Raw genomic sequence first — 23264 nt, 5'->3', positions numbered from 1 at the left:
TGCCGCTCGGACTTCATTCCCCGTGAATCTTCATCAAGTCTACGACCTCTTGGGCCGCGCGGGCCACGTCGTCGTTCACAACGCGGTAATCGAACTCGTCTGCGGCCGCCAATTCGACCTTCGCGGTGCGCAGTCGGCGCTCGCGTTCTTCTTCGTCCTCAGTGCCGCGGCCGACGAGTCTGCGGACCAGTTCGTCCCAGCTCGGCGGCAGCAGGAACACGAGGGTCGCCTCCGGCATGGCAGCCCTGACCTGGCGTGCGCCCTGGATGTCGATCTCGAGCAGTGCGCTGTCTCCTGCCGCGAGGGCGCGGTCGATGGGCGCGCGCGGCGTGCCGTAGCGGAACGCGTTGTGCACGGTCGCGTGCTCCAGGAGCTCGTTCTGGTCGATGAGCCGGTCGAAGCCCTCGTCGGACACGAAGTAGTAGTTGACGCCCTCGACCTCGCCTGGACGCGGATGACGCGTCGTGGCCGACACCGACAGGTGCACCTCCGGGAAGTGGTCGCGGATGTAGGCCGCGACCGTCCCCTTGCCGACCGCGGTCGGGCCGGCGAGGACGACGAGTCGACTCCTGCGACGCTTCGGCTGACGCTCGACGATGAACTCGCGCAAGCGGTCGCGCTGCAGCCGTCCGAGTCCGCCGAGGCGTTTGACCGGCGAGATCTCGAGCGCTTCGAGGATCCGGTTGAGCTTCGTGACGCCGATGCTCGGGATGCTCAACAGGTACTCGGTCACCCGGATGCTGCCCTCGATGCCTGCCGGCTCGCGTGTCGCGGTGTCGAGGACATCGAGCGCGGTGCGTGCTCCAGAGGCGATGGACGCCTTGACCGTCGCGCGCGCGCGACGCTTCCGCACGGCCTCACGGGATGCAGCGGCGCGGTCGACCTCCGGCATGGGGCGCGGCGCAGCGCCCGGTGTGTCGGCCGAACGGCCCTGGTTGGTGTCTTCGGCCTCAGCCAATTGCGGTCCTCACGTTGTCTGCTGTTCGTTCGACGGTGCCTGCCAGGCCCGCCGGGCCGCCTCCGAGGATGCTCCTCGACTCGGAGACGATGACGCCTGCCGTTGCGGCGCCGTAGATCTTGGTCGCGTCCTCGACGCGTGCCCCCTGATGTCCGAACCCGGGGGCGAGCACCGGCATCACCACCGTACGCTCCCCCACCGACGTCGCATCGGCCAGGCCGAACTCGTCGAGGTCGAGCGTCGCACCGATGACGGCGCCGATCGAGCCGAACCCCGCCCCGGGCGTGTGGGAGAGGTTCCAGTCGCCGATCGAGTCGGCGATCGAGCGCGCCACCGACCTGTTCGTGGCAGGGTCTGCTGCGAGCTGCACCGTCCGTCCCTCCGGGTTGGACGTCGCCGTCAGGACGAACGCGCCCTTGCCGTTGGCCTCCGCGTAGTCGAACGTCGACTGGAACGAACCGAATCCCAGGTACGGGTTCACGGTCATCGCATCGACTTCGAGGGGGTGGCCCGGCGTCAGCCAGGCTTCACCGTAGGCCTCCATGCTCGTGCCGATCTCGCCGCGCTTGACGTCGCCGATCACGAGCAGGCCGGCCGATCGCGCAGCACCGAGCACCTGTTCGAGTGCCTGGTACCCCGCAGCGCCGAACCGTTCGTAGAAGGCGATCTGCGGTTTGACGATGCCGGCGCGCCCAGCGGTGGCCTCGACCACCGTGAGCCCGAACGACTCCGCTCCGGCGGCCGTGTCCGGCAGCCCCCACGCGTCGAGGAGGAAGCGGTGCGGGTCGATGCCGACGCACAACCTCCCCGACGCGTGGAACACGCCTTCGAGCCGGTCTCCGAACCGGGAGGTCACGAGCGCGCGGCCCGATCGAGTGCATACTCCTGGAGCGAACGGACCTCGAAGCCGGAGCCGAGCGCCTCGAAGGAGGCGACGGCGGCGGTGAGCTGGGCGATCGTGGTGAACAGCGGCTTGTCCGCCGCGACGGCGGCCGCGCGGATCTCGTAGCCGTCGGCGCGCGCGGAGCGGCCGGACGGCGTGTTGATCACGATGTCGACCTCGTTGCGGTTGATGAGGTCGACGATCGAACCGTCGATGTCCTCTTCGCCCTGGGCCTCGCTGTACTTGCGGACGGTGCGCGCGCTGATGCCGTTGCGGTTCAGCACCTCAGCGGTGCCGTCGGTCGCGAGGATCTCGAACCCGAGCTGCTGCAGGCGCAGCACGGGCAGGATGATCGAACGCTTGTCGCGGTCCGAGACGGACACGAACACGGTTCCGCTCGTTGGCAGTCCGCCGTACGCGGCCTCCTGCGACTTCGCGAACGCGCGCGGGAAGTCCTTGTCGATGCCCATGACCTCGCCGGTGGAGCGCATCTCAGGGCCGAGGACGCTGTCGACGATCTGGCCGGTCTTCGTGCGGAAGCGCTTGAAGGGCAGCACGGCCTCCTTGACGGAGACGGGCGAGTCGATCGGGACGCGGGACCCGTCGACGGGCGGGAGCAGTCCGCTGTCCTTGAGGTCGGCGACGGTCGAGCCGGTCATGATGAGCGACGCGGCCTTCGCGAGCGGGATGCCGAGCGCCTTCGAGACGAACGGGACCGTGCGCGACGCACGAGGGTTCGCCTCGATGACGTAGAGGATGCCTGCGCCGATCGCGAACTGCACGTTCAGCAGGCCGCGGACGCCGATGCCCTGGGCGATCGCGAGCGTCGCCTCACGCACCCGGTCGATCTCGGCGCGGCCGAGGGAGACGGGCGGCAGGGTGCAGCTCGAGTCGCCGGAGTGGATGCCGGCCTCCTCGATGTGCTCCATGACACCACCGATGTACAGCTCCTCGCCGTCGAACAGCGCGTCGACGTCGATCTCGATGGCGTCGTCGAGGAAGTGGTCGACGAGCAGCGGCTGCTGCGGGCCGACGATGCCCTGGTCCTCAATACGGACGAAGTAGTCGGTGAGCGACGCGTTGTCGTAGATGATCTCCATGCCACGACCGCCGAGCACGAAGCTCGGGCGGACGAGGACCGGGTAGCCGATCTCCTCAGCGACGCGCAGTGCGCCCTCGATCTCGATCGCGGTGCCGTTGCGCGGGGCGATGAGGCCTGCGGCGTCGAGGATCTCCTGGAACTGGCCTCGCTCCTCAGCCAGGTCGATCGCCGAGGGGGTCGTGCCGAGGATGGGGACGCCGGCCGCTTCGAGCCCCTTTGCGAGACCGAGAGCCGTCTGGCCGCCGAGCTGCACAACGACTCCGACGAGTTCGCCTGACTGGCTCTCCGCGTCGATGACCTCGAGGACGTCCTCGAGCGTGAGCGGCTCGAAGTAGAGCCGGTCGCTCGTGTCGTAGTCGGTCGAGACCGTCTCGGGGTTGCAGTTGATCATGATCGTCTCGAAGCCGGCACCCTGGAGTGCGAACGAGGCGTGCACACACGAGTAGTCGAACTCGATGCCCTGGCCGATGCGGTTGGGGCCGGAGCCGAGGATGACGACCTTGCGGCGGTCGCTCGGGGCGACCTCCGTCTCCTGGTCGTAGCTCGAGTAGTGGTACGGCGTGAGCGCGGGGAATTCGCCCGCGCAGGTGTCGACCGTCTTGTAGACCGGGCGGACGCCGAGGATGTGACGCACCTCGCGCACCTCCTGCTCGCCGAAGCCGCGGAGCTGACCGATCTGGGCGTCGGAGAATCCGTGGTTCTTCGCATTGCGCAGCACCTCGGTGTCGAGACGCTCCGCGGTGCGGATGTACTCGGCGACGTCGTTGATCAGGATGATCTGGTCGATGAACCACGGGTCGATCTTCGTGGCCTCGAAGACCTGCTCCGACGTCGCGCCCTTGCGCAGCGCCTGCTGCACGACGACGATGCGGCCGTCGGTCGGGACCGTGCTGATCTCCAGGAGCTCCTCGACCGTGCGGTCCTCATCGCCCCAGTGGAAGCTCGATCCGCGCTTCTCGAGCGAACGGAGCGCCTTCTGCAGTGCGGTCGCGTAGTTGCGGCCGATGGCCATCGCCTCGCCGACGGACTTCATGGTCGTCGTGAGGGTCGGGTCCGCCGCCGGGAACTTCTCGAACGCGAAGCGGGGGACCTTGACGACGACGTAGTCGAGCGTCGGCTCGAAGCTCGCAGGCGTCACCTTCGTGATGTCGTTCGGGATCTCGTCGAGACGGTAGCCGATGGCGAGCTTCGCCGCGATCTTGGCGATCGGGAAGCCGGTCGCCTTCGAGGCGAGGGCGCTCGAACGGGACACGCGCGGGTTCATCTCGATGACGATGACACGGCCGTTCGTCGGGTCGATCGCGAACTGGATGTTGCAGCCGCCCGTGTCGACGCCGACGGCGCGGATGATGTCGATGCCGATGTCGCGCATGTTCTGGTACTCGCGGTCGGTGAGCGTGAGCGCAGGCGCGACCGTGATGGAGTCGCCGGTGTGCACGCCGACCGGGTCGACGTTCTCGATCGAGCAGACGACGACCGTGTTGTCGGCCGTGTCGCGCATGAGCTCGAGCTCGTACTCCTTCCAGCCGAGGATGGACTCCTCCAAGAGCACCTCGGTCGTCGGGCTCTGGTGGAGGCCGTCGCCGACGATGCGGCGCAGCTCCTCCTCGTTGTACGCGAAGCCGGAGCCGAGGCCGCCCATCGTGAACGACGGACGGACGACGAGCGGGTAGCCGAGGTCCTCTGCGAAGCCGACGGCCTCGTCGACCGTGTGCGCGATGTGCGAACGAGCGACGTCTGCACCCGCGTCGAGCACGAGCTGCTTGAAGATCTGGCGGTCTTCGCCCTTGTTGATGGCTTCGAAGTTGGCGCCGATGAGCTCGACGTCGTACTTCTCCAGGATGCCGTGCTCGTGCAGCTGGATGGCCGCGTTGAGCGCCGTCTGCCCGCCGAGGGTCGGCAGGATCGCGTCGGGCTTCTCCTTGGCGATGATGGTCTCGATGACCTCCCACGTGATGGGCTCGACGTAGGTCGCGTCCGCGAAGTCCGGGTCGGTCATGATCGTGGCCGGGTTGGAGTTGACGAGGATGACGCGCACGCCTTCCTCGCGGAGCACCCGGCACGCCTGGGTTCCCGAGTAGTCGAACTCGGCGGCCTGCCCGATGACGATCGGCCCTGAGCCGATCACGAGCACGCTGTTGATGTCGTCGCGCTTGGGCACTAGTTGTTCTCCTCGGTGGTGGCGGTGCTGTCTGTGGTGACGGTTTCGGAGGCGACGTCCTGTGCGCGGGCGGTGCCGCGGTTCAGGACCATGTCACGGAAACGGTCGAAGAGGTAGTTCGCGTCGTGCGGCCCAGCGGCCGACTCCGGGTGGTACTGCACGGAGAACGCGGGGATGTCGATGCAGTTGAGGCCCTCGACGACGTGGTCGTTGAGGCTGTAGTGGCTGACCTCGGCCAGACCGAAGCCGGCGGGAGTGTCGTGCTGACCCTCGATGGGCAGGTCGACGGCGAAGCCGTGGTTCTGCGCGGTGATCTCGACGCGCCCGGTGGCCTTGTCGAGCACCGGCTGGTTGATGCCGCGGTGCCCGAACGGCAGCTTGTAGGTGTCGAAGCCGAGCGCGCGGCCGAGGAGCTGGTTGCCGAAGCAGATGCCGAAGTACGGCACGCCGGCGCGGAGCACGTCCTGCAGGAGCGCGACGTGGCGGTCGCTCGCCCCCGGGTCGCCTGGGCCGTTCGAGAAGAACAGCGCCGACGGCTCGAGCGCGAGGATCTCTTCCGAGGTGACCGTCTGCGGCAGGACGATGACGTCGAAGCCGCGCTGCGCGAGGTAGTTGACCGTCGAGGTCTTGATGCCGAGGTCGAGGACGGCGACCGAGCCGATGCGCTCCGTGGTCGCCTCCACCGTGTACTGCTCGGGCGTCGAGACTTCTGCGGAGAGGTTGAGGCCCTCCATCTGGACGCCGGCGCGGACGAGGCTCAGCTGTTCAGCCCCGGAGAGCTCGAAGTCGGCGCCGGAGAAGATGCCGGCGCGCATCGATCCGGCTGAACGGATGTGGCGTGTGACGGCGCGCGTGTCGATGCCGCTGATGCCGACGATGCCGTCGCCCGTCAGCTCGTCGTCCAGGCTGCGGTCGGCCCGGAAGTTGGAGACGACGCGTGATGGGTCGCGCACGACGTATCCGGCGACCCACACGCGGGAGGATTCCATGTCTTCGCGGTTGACGCCGGTGTTGCCGATGTGCGGGGCCGTCATGAGGACGATCTGACCGGCGTAGGACGGGTCGGTGAGCGTCTCCTGGTAGCCGGTCATGCCGGTGGAGAACACGGCCTCGCCGAGGGTGCGGCCCGTTGCGCCGTATGCGTGACCGACGAATCGGTTCCCGTCCTCGAGGACGAGGACTGCTGGGCTGGGCGGGGTGAATGTTGAGGAGGTCATCATGCGCTCTCGTTGTGCTGTCGTGAGTCCCGGAGTGCCGGGGTGATGTGAGTGATGGTGTCGATGATCCGTCGTCGGTCTGCCTGATCGAGGACGCGGAAGTAGCTGTCGGCCTGGACGTCGGGGGCCGGGGACCACGCGATGACGATGAGGCCGTCGCGTTCGACGACCCGGTCGATCGTGAAGCTCGCCTGGCCGACGGACTCGATCGCTGCGACGGGGATGAACGTCGAGCGGTCGCCTGGCACGTCGATGATGACGCCGGCGTCGCTGAGTTCGAGGGTGACCTTCGACCGGTAGGCCAGGCCGGGCAGGGCGAGGCGTTCGATCGGCTCGTCGCGGCGGCTGGTCGCGACGTACAGGACCGTGGCCGTCGAGGACGCGACGGGACGCGGCTCCGGCACCTCGGCCGAGACGGCGATCGCCCCATCGCGGGTCACCCGTCGTCGCCAGGCGAAGAGCATCAGAGCGAGGATGCCGACGAGGACGATGCCGACGATGATCGCGGCCAGGATCCTAGTGTCCACGCGGCGCCCCTTGCAGGAACCGGGACGCCGATGCTGCGACGACGTCCGAGGGCAGGACCGTGCCGTCGAGGACGGTCGCGTACCCGCGGTGGAAGGTCGCGACGACTCGGCCGGGGAGCGATCGTCCGAGGTAGGGCGAGTTGACGCCCTTGCCGGCGAGGCGCTCCGTGCCGAACGGACGGGACGCTGCGGGGTCGTAGAGGACGATCTCGCCTGCGGCGCCGACCGCGAGCGGTTCGCCGTGACCGGAGATGCGGCCGATGCGCGCCGGTGTCGTCGAGAGGACGCGTGCGACGTCCTCCCAGCCGAGCAGTCCGGTCTCGACCATCGCCGCGTGGACGACGGACAGCGCCGATTCGAGCCCGACCATGCCGTTGGCCGCTGCATCCCACTCGCAGTCCTTCGCTTCGAGGGGGTGCGGGGCGTGGTCGGTCGCGACGATGTCGATCGTGCCGTCCGCAAGGGCTTCGCGGAGCGCCTGCACGTCTTCGGCGCGGCGCAGTGGCGGGTTGACCTTGTACCGGGAGTCGTAGCTCGCGACGAGGTCCTCCGTGAGGAGCAGGTGGTGGGGCGTGACCTCCGCCGTGACATCGATGCCACGCGACTTCGCCCAGCGCAGGACATCGACGGAACCCGCTGTCGAGACGTGGCAGACGTGGAGGCGTGAGCCGACGTGCTCCGCGAGCAGGACGTCGCGGGCGATGATCGATTCCTCGGCGACGGCCGGCCAGCCGGTGAGACCGAGTTCGCCGGAGAGGGCTCCCTCGTTCATCTGGGCGCCGACCGTGAGCCTGGGCTCCTGGGCGTGCTGGGCGATGACGCCGTCGAACGCCTTGACGTACTCGAGCGCACGGCGCATGAGCAGCGGGTCTGAGACGCAGAAGCCGTCGTCGGAGAAGACGCGGACCTTCGCCCGGGAGGACGCCATGGCGCCCAGTTCGGCGAGCCGCTCCCCCGCGAGCCCGACGGTCACGGCGCCGATGGGCTGCACCGTCGCGAATCCGGCCTGCTCGCCGAGCGACTGCTCCTGCTCGACGACGCCGGCGGTGTCTGCGACCGGTGAGGTGTTGGCCATCGCGAAGACAGCCGTGAATCCACCGGCGGCGGCGGCGCGCGTGCCGGTCAGCACGGTCTCACTCTGCTCGTAGCCCGGCTCCCGCAGGTGCGTGTGGAGGTCGACCAGGCCGGGCAGTGCGATCAGGCCGTCCGCGTCGATGACGTCTGCACCTGCAGCCGACAGACCCGAACCGGTCTCGACGATGCGGCCGTCGCGCACGAGCAGGTCGGTGCGGTTGCCGTCGGCGAGGGTCGCGCCGACGATGAGCGTCGCGGCTCCGGCCTCGGCCGGCCTCGTGGCGTTCGATGCTTCAGACACGTTCGTTTTCCTCTCGATCACCTGACAGCAGCAGGTACAGGGCGGCCATGCGAACGGACACGCCGTTCGCGACCTGCTCCCGCACCGTTGACTGCGGTGAATCCGCAGCCCCGGACGAGATCTCCAGACCGCGGTTCATCGGTCCGGGGTGCATCACAATGCTAGTCGGACCGAGACGCCCCATTCGTTCGTCGTCGAGGCCCCAACGCCTCGAATACTCCCGGCTGTTGGGGAAAAACGCCGCATGCATCCTCTCCGACTGGATTCGGAGCATCATCAGGACGTCCGGGTCCTCGGCGATCGCGTCGTCCAGGTCGTACCTAATCGTCGCCGGCCAGTGCCTCGTGTCGACCGGGAGGAGCGTCGGCGGAGCGACGAGGGTCACCTCGGCGCCGAGGGTGTGCAGCAACCACACGTTCGACCTGGCGACGCGCGAGTGCAGGATGTCGCCGACGATCGTGACGGTCACGCCGTCGAGTCCGCGTCCGCGGGAGGCGTCGCCGTGCAGGCGCTTGCGCATCGTGAACGCGTCGAGGAGCGCCTGCGTCGGGTGTTCGTGGGTGCCGTCGCCCGCGTTCAGGATGCCGGCGTCGATCCAGCCGCTCGCGGCGAGGGTCTGCGGCGCGCCAGAGGCGGGGTGGCGGATGACGACGGCGTCGGCGTGCATCGCCATGAGCGTCTGGGCGGTGTCCTTGAGGCTCTCGCCCTTCGAGACGCTCGAACCCTTGGCGCTGAAGTTGATGACGTCGGCTGAGAGGCGCTTCGCAGCGGCTTCGAAGGAGATGCGCGTGCGTGTGGAGTCCTCGAAGAACAGGTTGACGACCGTCTTGCCGCGAAGGGTCGGGAGCTTCTTGACCTCGCGCTCCTGCGTCTGGGCCATGTCCTCTGCGACGTCGAGGATGCTCACCGCCTCGTCACGGGTGAGCGATTTGGTGGACAGGAGGTGTCTCATGCCGCACTCCCGTCGATCGAGACGGATTCTTCGCCGTCGAGTTCTTCGAGGCGCACGTAGATGCGCTCCGACTGGGAGGAGGGCAGGTTCTTCCCCACGAAGTCGGGGCGGATGGGAAGCTCGCGGTGGCCGCGATCCACAAGGGCCGCGAGCCGAACGGCGCGCGGTCGTCCCAGGTCGGTGAGCGCATCCAGGGCTGCCCTGATGGTCCGTCCCGAGTACAGCACGTCGTCGACGAGGACGACCGTTGTCCCGTCGATCCCGCCGGCCGGGAGCGTCGTCGGCTGCGGGACGCGTGTCGGCTGCCGACGCAGGTCGTCGCGGTACATCGTGATGTCGAGCGACCCGGAGGAGATCTCGGTTCCGGAGATCTCGGTGATGATCGCGGCGATCCGACTCGCGAGGATCACTCCGCGGGTCGGGATGCCGAGGATGACGAGGTGTTCTGCTCCACGGTTGGACTCCAGGATCTCGTGGGAGATCCGAGTCAATGCCCGTGCGATGTCAGCTTGTTGCAGCACGATTCGTGCGCTCATCGCCGACTCCCTTCTCCGTCTCTCTGGACGGCTCTTAAAGGTTGTCTGATGGTTCAACCATATCAGTCAGACGTACGTTTTCGTGCGGGACGGCCGCCGCGGGGCGTGCGTCCCGCACGAGCACGAACGTCTGAACTCAGGCTTCGTACAGTTCGAGCGGCAGGCCGTCCGGGTCGAAGAAGAACAGCATCTTGCGGCCCGTGTGCGGATCGACGCGGACGTCCTCCACCCTGACCTGCTTGCCGACGAGTTCCGCGTGGCACGCGTCGACGTCGTCGACCGCGAACGCGAGGTGGCGGAGGCCGAGCGCTTCAGGGCCGCTCACCCGTGCCGGAGAGTCCGGGAAGGAGAACAACTCGATGAGGTATTCGCCGTTCAGGGCGAGGTCGCCCATCCAGGAGTCGCGCTCGGCGCGGTACACCTCGGTGAGGAGTTCGCAGCCGAGCACGTCCTGGTAGAACCGCTTCGACGCCTCGTAGTCACTCGCGATGATCGCGATGTGGTGCACACGCTTCAGTTCCACGTCGTCCGTCCGGGTGTCTGTGCGATGGTCAGCGCGGGTTGATCTGCGAGATCTTGCCGAGCAGTCCGTTGATGAATCCGGAGGAGTCCTCCGTCGACAGCGTCTTCGCGGCCTCGACGGCCTCATCGATCGCCACGCCGTGCGGCACCTCGGGGTTGAACAGGATCTCCCAGATCGCGATGCGCAGGATCGCACGGTCGACCGCTGGCATGCGCGCGAGCGTCCATCCCTGCGAGTACGTCTCGATCTGCTCGTCGATCTCCTCGGAGTGGTCCGCCACGCCGTCCACGATCTCCCGCGCGTACATCCAGGACGCCTCGCGGTCGGGTTCGCTCACGGCGCGCTGCGCCTCGGCCGAGAGGATCTCAGCGAGCGTCATGTCGCGGAGGTCGGCCTGGTAGAGCAGGTCGAGGGCGCGCTTGCGCGCTTTCGTCCGAGCGCTCACTAGTCGTTGACGCGACCGAGGTAGTCGCCCGTCCGCGTGTCGACCTTGACCTTGGTGCCGGTCTCGAGGAACAGCGGGACCTGGATCTCGTAGCCGGTCTCGACGGTCGCGGGCTTCGTGCCGCCGGTCGAGCGGTCGCCCTGCAGGCCCGGCTCGGTGTAGGTGACCTCGAGGATGACCGATGCCGGGAGCTCGACGTACAGCGGGTTGCCGTTGTTGAGCGCGACCGTGACGGCCTGGTTCTCGAGGAGGAAGTTCTTGGTGTCGCCGACGATGACGGCGGGGATGGTGATCTGGTCGTAGTCGCTCGTGTCCATGAACACGTAGGCGTCGCCGTCCGCGTACAGGTAGGTGAAGTCGCGGCGGTCGACGTTCTCGATCTCGATCTTCGTGCCGGCGTTGTACGTCTTGTCGACGACCTTGCCGGTCATGATGTTCTTCATCTTGGTGCGAACGAACGCGCCGCCCTTGCCCGGCTTGACGTGCTGGAACTCGATCACGGTCCAGAGCTGGCCGTCGATGTTGAGGACGACGCCGTTTCTGATGTCAGCGGTAGATGCCATGCGAGAGATTGTCCGTTCGTGGTGGAAGAAGGTGTACGGCCGGAGACGACCCAACGAACGAGTGTAGCCGCTCGCGGCGTGAGGTCACGAATAGCCGGGTTCCGCGGCTTGTCGCCGCGGGCGCTTCAGCGAGCGTCAGGGCGCATCACCGCGCGTCTGCGCGGGTGCCTCCGTGGGTCGGCAGACCGTCAGGAAGCTGCGCGGCGCACGATGACGTCGAGCGCGAGCCGGTACGAGTCGAAGCCGAACCCGGCGATGACCCCGGTCGCGATTCCGGAGATCACGCTCGTGTGCCGGAACGTCTCCCTCGCGTGCGGGTTGGAGATGTGCACCTCGATGAGCGGCACACCGGCCTTCGTGACGAGTGCTGCGGCATCGCGCAGTCCGTAGCTGTAGTGCGTGAATGCCGCCGGGTTCAGGATGACGGGCGTCCTGGCGTCGACCGCTCCGTGCAGCCAGGCGATGAGTTCGGCCTCGTCGTCCGTCTGCCGCAGATCGATGGCGGTCCCGACCGGGGCGCTCGCCTCCAGGTAGGCGCGGAGCGCATCGAGGTCCGCGGCGCCGTAGACGTCGGGTTCCCGGCTGCCGAGGCGTCCGAGGTTTGGGCCGTTGAGGACAAGGACGGTCGTCATGATGATCAGCGTATCGGTCCCGTCAGGAACCGATCTCCTGGTAGGCCGCGAACAGGAGCGAGGCGTCAGGGCCCTGCAGGACGACGGGCTTCGCGATGTCGTCGAGGACGATGAAGCGCAGCATCGATCCGCGGGTCTTCTTGTCCCGCTGCATCGTCGCGAGCAGCGTGTTCCATCTGCCGACGGGGTACGACACCGGGAGGGTGAGCAGCTCCAGGACGCGGCGATGGCGGTCGACGGCCTCGTCGGAGAGTCGGCCGGCGAGGCGGGAGAGCTCCGCGACGAACATCATGCCGACGGCGACGGCGGCTCCGTGCCGCCACTGGTACCGCTCGGTGTGCTCGATGGCGTGCCCGAGCGTGTGCCCGTAGTTGAGGATCTCCCGCAGCCCCTGCTCGGTGAAGTCCTCGCTGACGACGTCGGCCTTCATCTGGATCGCGAGCTCGATGGCGCGGCGGAACTCCGGCGTGGTCGGGTCGGTGGCACGGTCGACGTCGGCCTCGACGATGTCGAGGATCTCCGGGTAGCGGATGAATCCGGCCTTCACGACCTCGGCGTAGCCGGCGAGGATCTCGTTCTTCGGCAGGGTGTCGAGCGTGTCGAGGTCGTTGATGACGGCGGCCGGCGCGTAGAACGCTCCGACGAGGTTCTTGCCCTCCGCCGTGTTGATGGCGGTCTTCCCGCCGACCGCGGCGTCGACCATGCCGAGCACGGTGGTCGGGATCTGGATGAGCTTGACCCCGCGCAGCCAGGTCGCGGCAACGAAGCCGGCCAGGTCGGTCACTGCGCCTCCGCCGAATCCGATGACGGCGTCGGTGCGGGTGAAGTTCGACTGCCCCATCACGCCCCAGCAGAACGCGGCGACCTCGACACGCTTGCCGGCTTCGGCGTCCGGGATCTCGGCGAGGAGGACCTCGTAGTGTTCGAGCAGCGACTCGCGCAGGCGGGCGGCCTTCTCCCCCAGTGTCGGCGGGTGCACGATGAGCACCCGGGCGACGCCGGTGCCGAGGTGCTCGACGATCTCCCCCTGCAGGCCGTGGCCGATGATGATGGGGTACGGCGAATCGCCGGTGACCTCGATGACGGTGCGGTCGGTGGTCATTCCTGCTCCTTCGCCCAGACGACGAGTTCGTCGACGATGCCCTGGATCGGGCGGTGTGAGGTGTCGAACGTCACGGTCGCGAGGCGTTCGTAGATGGGGCGTCTGGCCTCCGCGATGCGTGTCCACGCCCCCGGATCATCCTTGAGCAGCGGTCGCTTGTCGAGGTTCGCCCTGGCGAGGACCGCTTCAGCGGTGACCGTCAGCAGGACGACCCGCGCTTCCGTGAGGTCCTGCTGCGTGCGCTCGTCGAGGACGGCTCCTCCGCCCAGCGAGACGATGGCAGGCTGGGCGAGCGCATCGGCCACCGCGTCCCGTTCGAGTCCGCGGAAGTGGGCTTCTCCGTGCTCGTCGAAGATGCGCTGGATGACGCCGTGTTCGCTCTGGATGACGGCATCGGTGTCGATGAACCGCACCCCGAGCGCTTTGGCCAGTCGCTTGCCGACGCGGGTCTTCCCAGCCCCCATCGGTCCGATCAGAACGATCGGCAGCGCGATGCCGTCAGCCGTTTCCTGGTCGTGACCCTGTTGATCGGCTGCAGCAGCAGCGTCGACCTCAGACATGCGACGGAGCGCGGTCCCCGTCGTCGCCGCGCGTGCGCAGGTTCTCCGGGATCGCCTGGAGGTAACCGGTGAGGTTGCGCTTGGTCTCCGAGACGCTGTCGCCGCCGAACTTCTCCAGAACGGCCTCGGCGAGGACGAGCGCGACCATGGCCTCCGCCACAACGCCGGCAGCGGGGACGGCGCAGACGTCGGAACGCTGGTGGTGTGCGGTCGCGGCCTCGCTCGTCGCGATGTCGATCGTGCGCAGCGAGTGCGGGACGGTGGCGATCGGCTTCATGCCGGCACGGACGCGCAGTACCGTCCCGGTCGTCATGCCGCCCTCTGTTCCGCCGGCGCGGTCGCTCACACGGGCGATCTCGCCGTCCTCCTGCACCAGTTCATCGTGTGCAGCGGAACCACGGCGGGTCGTCGTGAGGAAGCCGTCTCCGACTTCGACGCCCTTGATCGCCTGGATGCCCATCAGTGCGGCCGAGAGGCGCGCGTCGAGGCGACGGTCCCAGTGCACGTAGGAGCCGAGCCCCGGCGGCAGGCCGTACGCGAGGACCTCGACGACGCCGCCGAGCGTGTCGCCCTCCTTCTTCGCGTCGTCGACCTCGGCGACCATCAGCTCAGAGGTGGCCGGGTTGAAGCAGCGCAGCGGATCGGCGTCGAGGGCGTCGACGTCCGACGGCAACGGCAACGCGCTGTTCTCTGGGACGCGGACGGGGCCGATGGAGAGGGTGTGGCTCACGAGGGTGATGTCCAGCTCGGCGAGGAACGCCTTCGCGACGGCGCCGAGGGCGACACGCGCGGCGGTCTCACGCGCACTCGCGCGCTCGAGGACCGGCCTGGCCTCGTCGAAGCCGTACTTCTGCATGCCGACGAGGTCCGCGTGGCCGGGGCGCGGGCGGGTGAGCGCCGCGTTGCGTCCACGGGAGCGTTCGGTCTCTTCGACGGGCTCGGGGTTCATGACCTCGATCCACTTCGGCCATTCCGTGTTGCCGATGCGCACGGCGATGGGGCTGCCCATCGAGTAGCCGTGGCGGACGCCGCCGGAGATCGCGAGTTCGTCCTGTTCGAACTTCATACGCGATCCTCGGCCGTAACCGAGCTTCCGACGTGCGAGGTCGGCACGGATGCCGTCCATGGAAACGGGGACCCCCGCAGGGAGCCCCTCGATGACGGCGATGAGTTCCGGGCCGTGAGACTCTCCGGCAGTGAGCCAACGAAGCATGGGTCCATCTTTCCATAGGAGGAGGGGGTGCTCGTGCGCACGGGTGCGCGCACGAGGGTCTGGCCGATGCGAATCGAGGCCGGACCGGGTGGATGTCAGCGAGTGCTGCCCGTCGGCGACAGCCCGACGGAGGCGAGCATGGCCTCCAGGACGGCGTTTTCGTCGTCGAGCGGGACGAGCGGATCGCCGGTTCGGAAGATCCTGATCTGCAGCACGGCCTGGTGCACGAGCATCGCGAGCCCGTTCAACACGTTCCCGCCGGCCTGCTCCCACGCGCGGGCGAGATCGCTCGGCCACGGGTCGTAGGCGACATCGAAGAGCAGTGCCTCCGCGGCATGCCGGGTGAAGGGGGCCGGGTCGACTCCGGCTCCACCCGGGAGGGTGCTGACCACGAGCGGTACGGCGGGGAGCTCCACGTCGAGACCTTGGAAATCGATCGTCAGACCGAGCGATGTCGCGAGATCGCCGAGGCGGGCGGCGCGTGTGGCGTCGCGGACGGCGACGGTGACGTGCAGGGCGCCGAGTTCTGCGACGGCGAGCACTGCGGAGGACGCCGTCGCTCCCCCGCCGATGATGGCGGCGGCGTGGACGGACGCCGTTCCAGCGGCGCCGATGGCCCGGACGATGCCGCCGACGTCGGTGTTGAAACCGGAGAGCACTCGGCGGTCGCCGACCGTGCGGAACCTGATCGTGTTGACGGCGCCCGTTGCGGTCGCGATCGCGTCCAGTTCGTCGCACAGCGCGAACGCCTGCTGCTTGAGGGGCATCGTGAGCGACAGCCCGCGCCACTCGTCGCCGAGCGACGCGATGACGTCGGCCAGTTCCGAGGCCTCGACCTGCCTGGAGTCGTAGCTCCAGGCGAACCCGAGGCGCTCATAGGCGATGCGGTGCAGGGTCGGCGACTTCGAGTGCGCGATGGGCGACCCGAAGACGGCGAGGCGGGCGGCCGCGTCGGCGTGTTCGGCGTTGGGGTTGCTACTTGTACTCAGGGTGCTGGTCCATCCATGCGAGCCACTTGTCGACGGCGGCCTGGTGCTCCTCGCCCGTTGTCGAGAAGATCGTCTCTCCCGTGTCGAGGTTCCAGGTCACGAAGTACAGCCAGGGCCCCTCGGCGGGGTGCAGAGCTGCATCGATGGCGAGGTCGCCCGGGTTGGAGATCGGTCCAACGACCATACCGGGATGGACGTAGGTGTTGTAGGGGTTGCTCGCGTCCTCCCGTTCGGCGTCCGTCGTCGAGACGCGGTGGGTGTTCCCGGTGCCGTAGGCCACCGTGGCGTCGGACTGCAGCAGCCCGCTGTCCCACTGTGCGGGGTCGAGACGGTTGAGGAAGACCCTGGCGACCTTGTAGTAGTCGTCCTTGAGTCCGGCTTCCTTCTGCACGAGCGAGGCGAGCACGATCGTCTTCCAGCGATCGGCGGGCGTGACACCCGCGGAGTCGAGCGCCTCGAAGGAGCGGTCGACGAACATCTTGATGATGTCGTGCGCCGACGCGCCCTGCTGGAGCGTGTACGTCGCCGGGAACAGGAAGCCTTCGAGGGTCTTCGCCTCAGGTGGCAGGCCGTACGCCGACGGGTCGGCTGCGGCGGCCTGGATCTCGGCGAGCGGGATGCCGGACGTCTCGGAGATCGATGCGAGGACGTCCTGCTCGACCGTGCCCTCCGGCACCACGACCGTGTCCTTCAAGCGATTCGCGTCGTCGAGCAGGGCCTCGAGTGCCGCTTTGGCGCTCATCTGCTTCTTCAGCTGGAACGCGCCCGGGAAGAATTCTGGTTGGGTCTTCTGCGCGAGCAGGAGGTTGTAGAAGGCGTCGAAGCTCTTGGTGACTCCCGCCTTGTGGAGGGTGTTCGCGATGTCCTCGCCGATGTCGCCCGCGTGGATCTGCACGGTGACGTCGGTTGTGCCGGTGCCGGTGTAGTCGTTCGGTTCCACCCAGCCGAGGACCTTCCTGATCTGCGGCTCGTACGACGTCCAGACCACCGCGGCGCACGCCGCGAGTCCGCCGACGACGACGATCGACACGATGAGCGCGATCAGTCCGCGCCGTCCTCGACGCTTCCGAGGCGGTGCGCCGTCTCCCGATTTGGCCCTGCGCTGGCCGCGATGCGGCGCGTGGTGCTCCTGCTCGGCGGCGGACGTCCCGAGCGCCGTGAGGATCGCATCGGTGCCGAGGTGCCGATCCGCTCCATTGTCGGCATCCTGGATGGCGGGGAGCGGCGCGGAGGCCGGCGCGGAGGCCGGCGCGGCGATCGGAGCGGTCGCAGCCGGGGCTGCGGCCGCGGATGCAGCCGTGGTGGGCGCCGCAGGCGCCTGTTCAGGCGCGGATGGCCGGCTCAGGTGTTGCTGCTCCTGCTGCGCCGCTGCGCGCGCTTGTGCATCCGCCAGCGCCTGCTCACGTTCACGCGCTTCCCGACGTGACAGCGGAGGCGCAGCCTCACCGGTCGTCGGGTCGTGATCGTGGGGGTTCTGGGGTGTCAGATCTGACACAGACACGTCCTTCTAGGAGTCGACGAGGGTTCCAGGGGCTCTGCCCGAACCGCGTTCAGCGTCGAGGGCGTACTGCAAGAGTATGACGGCTGCCACCTGATCGACAATCGATCTGGTGGTTTTGGAGCGTCTTCCCGCCGATCTCAGAGCCGAGTGCGCCGTCACGGTGGTGAGGCGTTCGTCCACCAGACGAGTCGGCAGCCCGGATGCGCGAGCCAACCGCGCGGCGAACTCGCGAGCGTCCCCGGTGGACGCCGTGTCCTTCCCGGCGAGCGAGATGGGCAGGCCGACGACGATCTCCACAACGCCGAGGTCTGCGCAGATCGCCACGATGGCGGCGATGTCCGTGTCACCGCCCAGGTCGCGGGCGACCGTCTCGACGGGCGTCGCGAGGAGACCGTCGGGGTCGCTGCGAGCGACCCCGACCCTGGCCTTCCCGACGTCGACGCCGAGGCGGACGCCCCGGCGGAACCGGGGGCCGTCGTCGGAGCTCTCGTGACCGGGTGCGACGTCGGACGACACGTCAGCCGATCTCGCGGGCGACGGCCGCAAGCGCGGCCGGGAGTGCCGCGGCATCCGTGCCGCCACCCTGTGCGAGGTCGTCCTTGCCGCCACCGTTGCCGCCGAGCACACCGGCCGCGGTGCGCACGAGCGCTCCCGCCTTGAGCCCGGCATCACGAGCACCCTGGTTCGTCGCGATGACGACCGCCGGCTTGTCGGCCACGACCGCCCCGAGCGCGACGACCGCTGGCGCGTCGCCGAGGCGTTCGCGCAGCGAGGTCACGAGGGTGCGGAGGTCGTTCTGGGACGCGAGCGCCCCCACCGACTCCGCGATGAGCGTGACGGATCCGACCGACTGGGCCTTGGCGGCGAGCGTCGGAACACGATCGCTGAGCGAGCGGGCTTCGAACGCCGCGATCTTCTTCTCGGCCGCCTTCAGGTTGGCGGCGAGCTCCGCGATGCGGTCGGCCAGCTGGTCCTTCGGAGCCTTGAGGTTCGCGGACAGCTGGGCGACGATCGCACGTTCAGCAGCGAGATCACGGAATGCCTCGATGCCGACGAGCGATTCGACGCGACGGTTGGTCGACCCGACGGAGGACTCGCTGATGAGGTTGATCATCCCGATCTCGGCGCTGGAGGCGACGTGGGTGCCTGCGCAGAGTTCACGCGACCAGGGACCGCCGATGTCGACGACGCGCACGCTCTCGCCGTACTTCTCGCCGAAGAGGGCCATCGCGCCGAGCGCCTTGGCGTCGTCGAGGGCCATCTCGCGCGTGGAGACGAGGAGGTTCTCGCGGATCGCGTTGTTCGAGATCTCTTCGATCTCGGTCTTGGTCTCGGCGGACAGCGCCTGGTTCCAGGTGAAGTCGAGGCGCAGGTAGCCGGCCTTGTTCGACGATCCGGACTGGTGCGCGGTCGACCCGAGCACCTGGCGCAGTGCCGCGTGGATGATGTGCGTGCCGGAGTGCGCCTGCTGCGCGCCGCGACGGTAGTCGGCGTCCACGATCGAGGTCGCCGGTGCGTCGACGCCCACTTCGCCCTGGGTCACCTGGACCTTGTGCGCGATGAGGCCCTTGACGGGCTTCTGCACGTCGAGCACTTCGAGTTCGTAGCCAGGGCCGACGATGACGCCCTGGTCGGCTTCCTGTCCGCCCGACTCCGCGTACAGCGAGGTCTCCGCAAGGAACACCTCGGCGATGTCGCCCGCGACGGCCTTCGTGACGGGGTGTCCGTCGACGATGATGCCGAGGATGCGCGACTCGGTCTCGAGGTCGGTGTACCCGGTGAAGACCGTCTCGCCGAGTGAACGGAGGTCGCTGTAGACGGAGAGGTCCGCGAGGACGCTCCGCTTCGCCTTGGCGTCCGCCTTGGCTCGTGCGCGCTGCTCCTGCATCAGCGTGTCGAACGCCGAGCGGTCGACGGACAGGCCTGCTTCCTCTGCGATCTCGAGCGTGAGGTCGATCGGGAATCCATAGGTGTCGTGCAGGAGGAACGCCTGCTTGCCGCCCAGCTGGGTGCCGCCCGTCTGCTTCGTCTTGTCCAGCTCGAGGTCGAGGATCGTCGATCCGCTCGACAGGGTGCGCAGGAAGGTCTCCTCTTCCGCGTACGCCGCCTGCGAGATCTGGCCGTAGTCGGCCTCGACCTCGGGGTATGAAGCCTTCATGGCGTCCTTCGAGGCCGTGAGGAGTTCCGGCAGGGTCGCCGTGTCGACGCCGAGCAGACGCATGGCGCGAACACTCCGGCGGATGAGCCGGCGCAGGATGTACCCGCGACCCTCGTTGGACGGCGTGACGCCGTCGCTCAGGAGCATGAGCGAGGAGCGGACGTGGTCCGCGATGACGCGCATCCGCACGTCGTCGCCGTGGTCGGCGCCGTAGCGGCGTCCGCTCAGTGTGGAGGCGAGGTCGAGGACCGGGCGGACCTGGTCGATCTCGTACATGTTCTCGACGCCCTGCTTGATGAACGCGACGCGCTCGAGACCCATGCCGGTGTCGATGTTCCGCTTCGGGAGCTCGCTGACGATGTCGAAGTCGACCTTGCTGCGCACGTTCGCGACGAGGTACTGCATAAAGACGAGGTTCCAGATCTCGACGTACCGGTCGTCGTCCGTCGCCGGCCCGCCGTCCGCACCGTACGCCGGGCCCCGGTCGAAGAAGATCTCGGAGCTGGGGCCTGCTGGACCCGGCTGACCGGTGGACCAGTAGTTCGTGTCCTTGTCGAGGCGCTGGATCCGCTCGTCCGGCAGACCGGCGATCTTCTTCCACAGCGCGATGGCCTCGTCGTCGTCCTTGTAGACGGTGACCCACAGGTCCTTCTCGTCGAAGCCGTATCCGCCCTCCGACTCCAGTCCGGTGAGGAGCTCCCAGGCGTACCCGATGGCCCCTTCCTTGAAGTAGTCGCCGAAGGAGAAGTTGCCGTTCATCTGGAAGAACGTGCCGTGACGAGGGGTCTTGCCCACCTCTTCGATGTCGTTCGTCCTGATGCACTTCTGCACACTCGTCGCGCGATCGAACGGCGCGGGGACGACACCCGTGAGGTACGGGACGAACGGGACCATGCCGGCCACCGTGAACAGGAGCGTCGGGTCGTCACTGACGAGCGAGGCCGACGGCACGACCGTGTGCCCCCGATCTCCGAAGAATTGAAGCCAGCGGGAGCGAATGTCTGCGGTTTGCATAGTTTCCGTACGTCGGTGATTACTTGTTGCGGTCGTCTTGCGGGGAGTGGGGAGGGCTCGCCTGGAGGAGCGAGGTCATCTCACTTCTTGAGTTCGTCGATGACGTCTTCCGCCTCGTCGACGATCGTGTCGACCGTGTCGCGCAGCTGCGCTTCACGCTCCTTGTACGCATCGCCGACGGTGTCGGTGAACTCCTTGATGCGTGCGTCGAGCTCCGCGAAGAACTGCTTGCCCTTGTGCGTCTTGTTGATCTGGTGGGCGACGACGAATCCGGCGCCGATGCCCACGACCAGCCAGAACACGTTCTTCATGTGGAGCTCCTTCTCTGCGAGTGACCTCGCGCGCGGAGCGACAGGCCAGCGCATCCATCGTAGTCGAGCGGCGCGCATCGTCGAGCACTGCGCCCGTGCGGCGCATCGACTCGGGGGATGCGAAGAGGGACCGTGGCAGATGCCACGGTCCCTCTCGATGCGAAGTCGTGCGACTTAGCGGGCTGCGTAGTACTCGACGACGAGCTGAACTTCACACGTCACGGGAACCTCAGCGCGCTTCGGGCGACGCTCGAGGCGTGCCTGCAGCTTGTCGAGCTCGACCGAGAGGTACGCGGGCACCTTCGGGAGGACGTCGACGTGTCCACCGGCAGCGGCGACCTGGAAGGGCTCGGTGCCCTCCGAGCGCGGCTTGACGTGGATGAGCTGACCCGGCTTCACGCGGAAGGACGGGCGGTCGACGAGCTGGCCGTCGACGAGGATGTGACGGTGCACGACCATCTGGCGCGCCTGCGCCGTGGTGCGGGCGAAGCCGGCACGCAGGACGAGTGCGTCGAGACGGGTCTCGAGGATCTCGACCAGGTTCTCACCGGTCAGACCCTGGGTGCGGCGTGCTTCCTGGAAGGCGATCTTCAGCTGAGCCTCGCGGATGCCGTACTGGGCGCGCAGACGCTGCTTCTCGCGCAGACGGACTGCGTAGTCGCTGTCGGCCTTGCGCTTGGTGCGGCCGTGCTCACCGGGAGCGTACGGACGCTTCTCGAGGTACTTGGCTGCCTTCGGGGTGAGGGCGATGCCGAGGGCCCGCGAGAGGCGGGTCTTGCTGCGGGTACGTGACTTGGTAGACACGGTTTCCTTTCAATGGATACTCAAACGATGGATACCGGCGCCGTGTCGACCGGGACGCAGTGGTCCCGGCGCAGTGATGCACCGGAAAGTCAGAGGGGTTCGCCAGGGCTGTTCGGCTACAGAACACGTCCCGTCGATCGAGATGATCGCGCAGCCGCACGGTCACACCTGATCTAGGCCTCGACGATCTTAGCACGGAGGACGCCCCGCAGACATGTCGGGCCGAGCCGGGCGCGGCGCGTCAGTCCTCCGTCCCCCGGACGATCTTCCGCAGCTTGTCGAGGCGGGCGCCGATCTCGCGTTCGTGGCCGTGATCCGTCGGCTCGTAGTAGCGGACGTCGGTGAGTTCGTCCGGGATGTACTGCTGCTTGACCACGCCGATCGCCGCGTCGTGCGGGTAGCGGTAGCCCTTGCCGTGTCCGAGGCGTTTCGCGCCGGCGTAGTGGGCGTCCCGCATGGGTTTCGGGACGCGCCCGAACGAACCGGCGCGCACATCGGCGATGGCTTTGTCGATCGCCAGATATGCGGCATTGGACTTTGCGGCGGTCGCGAGGTAGACGACGGCCTCCGCGAGCGGGATGCGTCCCTCCGGCATGCCGATGAACTGCACGGCGTCCGCTGCTGCGACCGCGATGGGGAGCGCCTGCGGGTCGGCGATGCCGATGTCCTCGGCTGCGGAGATGATGATGCGCCTGGCGATGAACCGGGGATCCTCCCCCGCCTCGATCATCCTGGCGAGGTAGTGCATGGCCGCGTCCACGTCCGAGCCTCGGATGCTCTTGATGAAGGCGCTGATGACGTCGTAGTGCTCGTCGCCGTTGCGGTCGTACCGCAGGAGCGCGCGGTCGACTGCTTGCGCGACGAGTTCGTCGGTGATGACCGGACCGGTCCAGGAGGCGGTTGCGGCGTCGTCCGATGCGTCATCCGCATCGTCCTCGTCATCGCCGTCGTCCGCCTCGCCGTCAGCATCGTCCTCGTCGTCATCTCCGAACCCGAGCAGCCCGGCATCGTCGAGGTCGTCCTCTGAGGCGCCGGTGGAGCGGCCGAGGTCGGCGTCGGCCGCGATCGCCGCCGCCTCGAGGGCGGTGAGCGCACGCCGGGCATCACCCGAGGAGAGCCTGATGAGCGCGTCGCGCGCCTCCGGCGTGACGGTGAAGCGACCGCCGAGTCCTCTCGGATCCGTTGCCGCACGATCGATCAGGATGCCCAGGTCGTCATCGCTCAGCTGTTCGAGCGTGAGCAGGAGCGACCGCGACAGGAGTGGTGAGATGACGGAGAACGACGGATTCTCGGTCGTCGCCGCCACCAGGATGACCCAGCCGTTCTCGACACCGGGCAGGAGCGCGTCCTGCTGGGCCTTGCTGAACCGGTGGATCTCGTCGAGGAAGAGGACGGTGGACGTGCCGTAGAGATCGCGGCTGGACATCGCGGCCTCCATGACCTGCCGAACGTCCTTCACCCCGGCGGTGACGGCCGAGAGCTCGACGAATCGGCGGCCGGAGCTGTGCGCGATCGCCTGGGCGAGGGTGGTCTTGCCCGTCCCTGGCGGGCCCCACAGGATCACGGAGACCGCCGCCTGGTTGCCGGAGACGTCCGTGGCGAGTCGCACGAGGGGCGAGCCCGGACGCAGCAGGTGACGCTGCCCGGCGACCTCGTCCAGGCTGCGCGGACGCATGCGCACGGCGAGGGGCACCTGTCCGCCCGAGATTCCAGGGCCTGCATCCAACATGTGTTCAAG

At 68.0% G+C, this 23264-nt stretch carries 22 protein-coding genes; all 22 read right to left on the bottom strand.

Annotation, left to right across the window (positions count from 1 at the left end; all coding sequences use genetic code 11):
- Positions 1 to 13: 13 nt before the first annotated feature.
- A complete protein-coding gene (gene gmk, locus ACL9RL_RS11780; protein ID WP_422780679.1) occupies positions 14 to 892 on the bottom strand; it encodes a guanylate kinase in 879 nt (292 codons plus the stop codon).
- 58 nt (positions 893 to 950) lie between these two features.
- Positions 951 to 1814 (bottom strand): orotidine-5'-phosphate decarboxylase, encoded by an 864-nt coding sequence (gene pyrF, locus ACL9RL_RS11775; protein ID WP_422780443.1) that lies wholly within the window; start codon positions 1812 to 1814, stop codon positions 951 to 953.
- A complete protein-coding gene (gene carB, locus ACL9RL_RS11770) occupies positions 1811 to 5104 on the bottom strand; it encodes a carbamoyl-phosphate synthase large subunit (protein WP_422780442.1) in 3294 nt (1097 codons plus the stop codon). The genes pyrF and carB overlap by 4 nt, the downstream gene beginning before the upstream one ends.
- Positions 5104 to 6324: a glutamine-hydrolyzing carbamoyl-phosphate synthase small subunit gene (gene carA, locus ACL9RL_RS11765; RefSeq protein WP_422780441.1), complete on the bottom strand. Its 1221-nt coding sequence runs from the start codon at positions 6322 to 6324 to the stop codon at positions 5104 to 5106. Before carA ends, carB begins: the two co-directional genes overlap by 1 nt.
- Positions 6321 to 6848, bottom strand: coding sequence for a hypothetical protein (locus tag ACL9RL_RS11760; RefSeq protein ID WP_422780440.1), 528 nt, complete (start codon positions 6846 to 6848; stop codon positions 6321 to 6323). Before ACL9RL_RS11760 ends, carA begins: the two co-directional genes overlap by 4 nt.
- Positions 6838 to 8223 (bottom strand): dihydroorotase, encoded by a 1386-nt coding sequence (locus ACL9RL_RS11755; RefSeq protein ID WP_422780439.1) that lies wholly within the window; start codon positions 8221 to 8223, stop codon positions 6838 to 6840. Before ACL9RL_RS11755 ends, ACL9RL_RS11760 begins: the two co-directional genes overlap by 11 nt.
- Positions 8216 to 9175: an aspartate carbamoyltransferase catalytic subunit gene (locus tag ACL9RL_RS11750; RefSeq protein ID WP_422780438.1), complete on the bottom strand. Its 960-nt coding sequence runs from the start codon at positions 9173 to 9175 to the stop codon at positions 8216 to 8218. Before ACL9RL_RS11750 ends, ACL9RL_RS11755 begins: the two co-directional genes overlap by 8 nt.
- Positions 9172 to 9768 (bottom strand): bifunctional pyr operon transcriptional regulator/uracil phosphoribosyltransferase PyrR, encoded by a 597-nt coding sequence (pyrR, locus tag ACL9RL_RS11745; protein WP_422780437.1) that lies wholly within the window; start codon positions 9766 to 9768, stop codon positions 9172 to 9174. Before pyrR ends, ACL9RL_RS11750 begins: the two co-directional genes overlap by 4 nt.
- 79 nt (positions 9769 to 9847) lie before the next feature.
- Entirely contained in the window at positions 9848 to 10234 is a 387-nt protein-coding gene (locus ACL9RL_RS11740) for a VOC family protein (protein WP_422780436.1), read from the bottom strand.
- Between the two features lie 28 nt (positions 10235 to 10262).
- Positions 10263 to 10679: a transcription antitermination factor NusB gene (nusB, locus tag ACL9RL_RS11735; RefSeq protein ID WP_422780435.1), complete on the bottom strand. Its 417-nt coding sequence runs from the start codon at positions 10677 to 10679 to the stop codon at positions 10263 to 10265.
- A complete protein-coding gene (gene efp / locus ACL9RL_RS11730; RefSeq protein ID WP_422780434.1) occupies positions 10679 to 11242 on the bottom strand; it encodes an elongation factor P in 564 nt (187 codons plus the stop codon). Before efp ends, nusB begins: the two co-directional genes overlap by 1 nt.
- Positions 11243 to 11430: 188 nt before the next feature.
- A complete protein-coding gene (locus ACL9RL_RS11725; RefSeq protein WP_422780433.1) occupies positions 11431 to 11874 on the bottom strand; it encodes a type II 3-dehydroquinate dehydratase in 444 nt (147 codons plus the stop codon).
- Between the two features lie 22 nt (positions 11875 to 11896).
- A complete protein-coding gene (aroB, locus tag ACL9RL_RS11720) occupies positions 11897 to 12976 on the bottom strand; it encodes a 3-dehydroquinate synthase (RefSeq protein ID WP_422780432.1) in 1080 nt (359 codons plus the stop codon).
- Positions 12973 to 13440: a shikimate kinase gene (locus tag ACL9RL_RS11715; RefSeq protein WP_422780678.1), complete on the bottom strand. Its 468-nt coding sequence runs from the start codon at positions 13438 to 13440 to the stop codon at positions 12973 to 12975. The genes aroB and ACL9RL_RS11715 overlap by 4 nt, the downstream gene beginning before the upstream one ends.
- An 88-nt stretch (positions 13441 to 13528) precedes the next feature.
- The gene (gene aroC, locus ACL9RL_RS11710) at positions 13529 to 14749 is read right to left on the bottom strand and encodes a chorismate synthase (protein ID WP_422780431.1); all 1221 of its coding nucleotides are present in this window, start codon (positions 14747 to 14749) and stop codon (positions 13529 to 13531) included.
- A 95-nt stretch (positions 14750 to 14844) separates the two neighbouring features.
- The gene (locus tag ACL9RL_RS11705; RefSeq protein ID WP_422780677.1) at positions 14845 to 15738 is read right to left on the bottom strand and encodes a shikimate dehydrogenase; all 894 of its coding nucleotides are present in this window, start codon (positions 15736 to 15738) and stop codon (positions 14845 to 14847) included.
- Complete coding sequence (gene mltG / locus ACL9RL_RS11700; RefSeq protein ID WP_422780430.1) at positions 15725 to 17233, bottom strand: endolytic transglycosylase MltG; 1509 nt, start codon at positions 17231 to 17233, stop codon at positions 15725 to 15727. Before mltG ends, ACL9RL_RS11705 begins: the two co-directional genes overlap by 14 nt.
- Positions 17234 to 17245: 12 nt before the next feature.
- The gene (gene ruvX / locus ACL9RL_RS11695) at positions 17246 to 17755 is read right to left on the bottom strand and encodes a Holliday junction resolvase RuvX (RefSeq protein ID WP_422780429.1); all 510 of its coding nucleotides are present in this window, start codon (positions 17753 to 17755) and stop codon (positions 17246 to 17248) included.
- A gap of 1 nt (position 17756) precedes the next feature.
- Positions 17757 to 20411, bottom strand: a complete 2655-nt coding sequence (gene alaS / locus ACL9RL_RS11690) for an alanine--tRNA ligase (RefSeq protein WP_422780428.1) — start codon at positions 20409 to 20411, stop codon at positions 17757 to 17759.
- 80 nt (positions 20412 to 20491) lie between these two features.
- Positions 20492 to 20722, bottom strand: a complete 231-nt coding sequence (locus tag ACL9RL_RS11685; RefSeq protein ID WP_422780427.1) for a hypothetical protein — start codon at positions 20720 to 20722, stop codon at positions 20492 to 20494.
- Between the two features lie 174 nt (positions 20723 to 20896).
- Positions 20897 to 21526 (bottom strand): 30S ribosomal protein S4, encoded by a 630-nt coding sequence (gene rpsD, locus ACL9RL_RS11680; RefSeq protein ID WP_422780426.1) that lies wholly within the window; start codon positions 21524 to 21526, stop codon positions 20897 to 20899.
- Positions 21527 to 21767: 241 nt separating this feature from the next.
- Positions 21768 to 23255 carry a replication-associated recombination protein A gene (locus tag ACL9RL_RS11675; RefSeq protein WP_422780425.1) on the bottom strand — a complete coding sequence of 496 codons (1488 nt, stop codon included), beginning with the start codon at positions 23253 to 23255 and terminating at the stop codon, positions 21768 to 21770.
- Positions 23256 to 23264 lie beyond the last annotated feature (9 nt).

It is taken from the genome of Plantibacter sp. Mn2098 (assembly GCF_049319745.1).
GTDB lineage: Bacteria > Actinomycetota > Actinomycetes > Actinomycetales > Microbacteriaceae > Plantibacter.
Note: the sequence above shows the minus strand (reverse complement) of the source record. Positions and strands in the feature narration are given on the sequence as shown.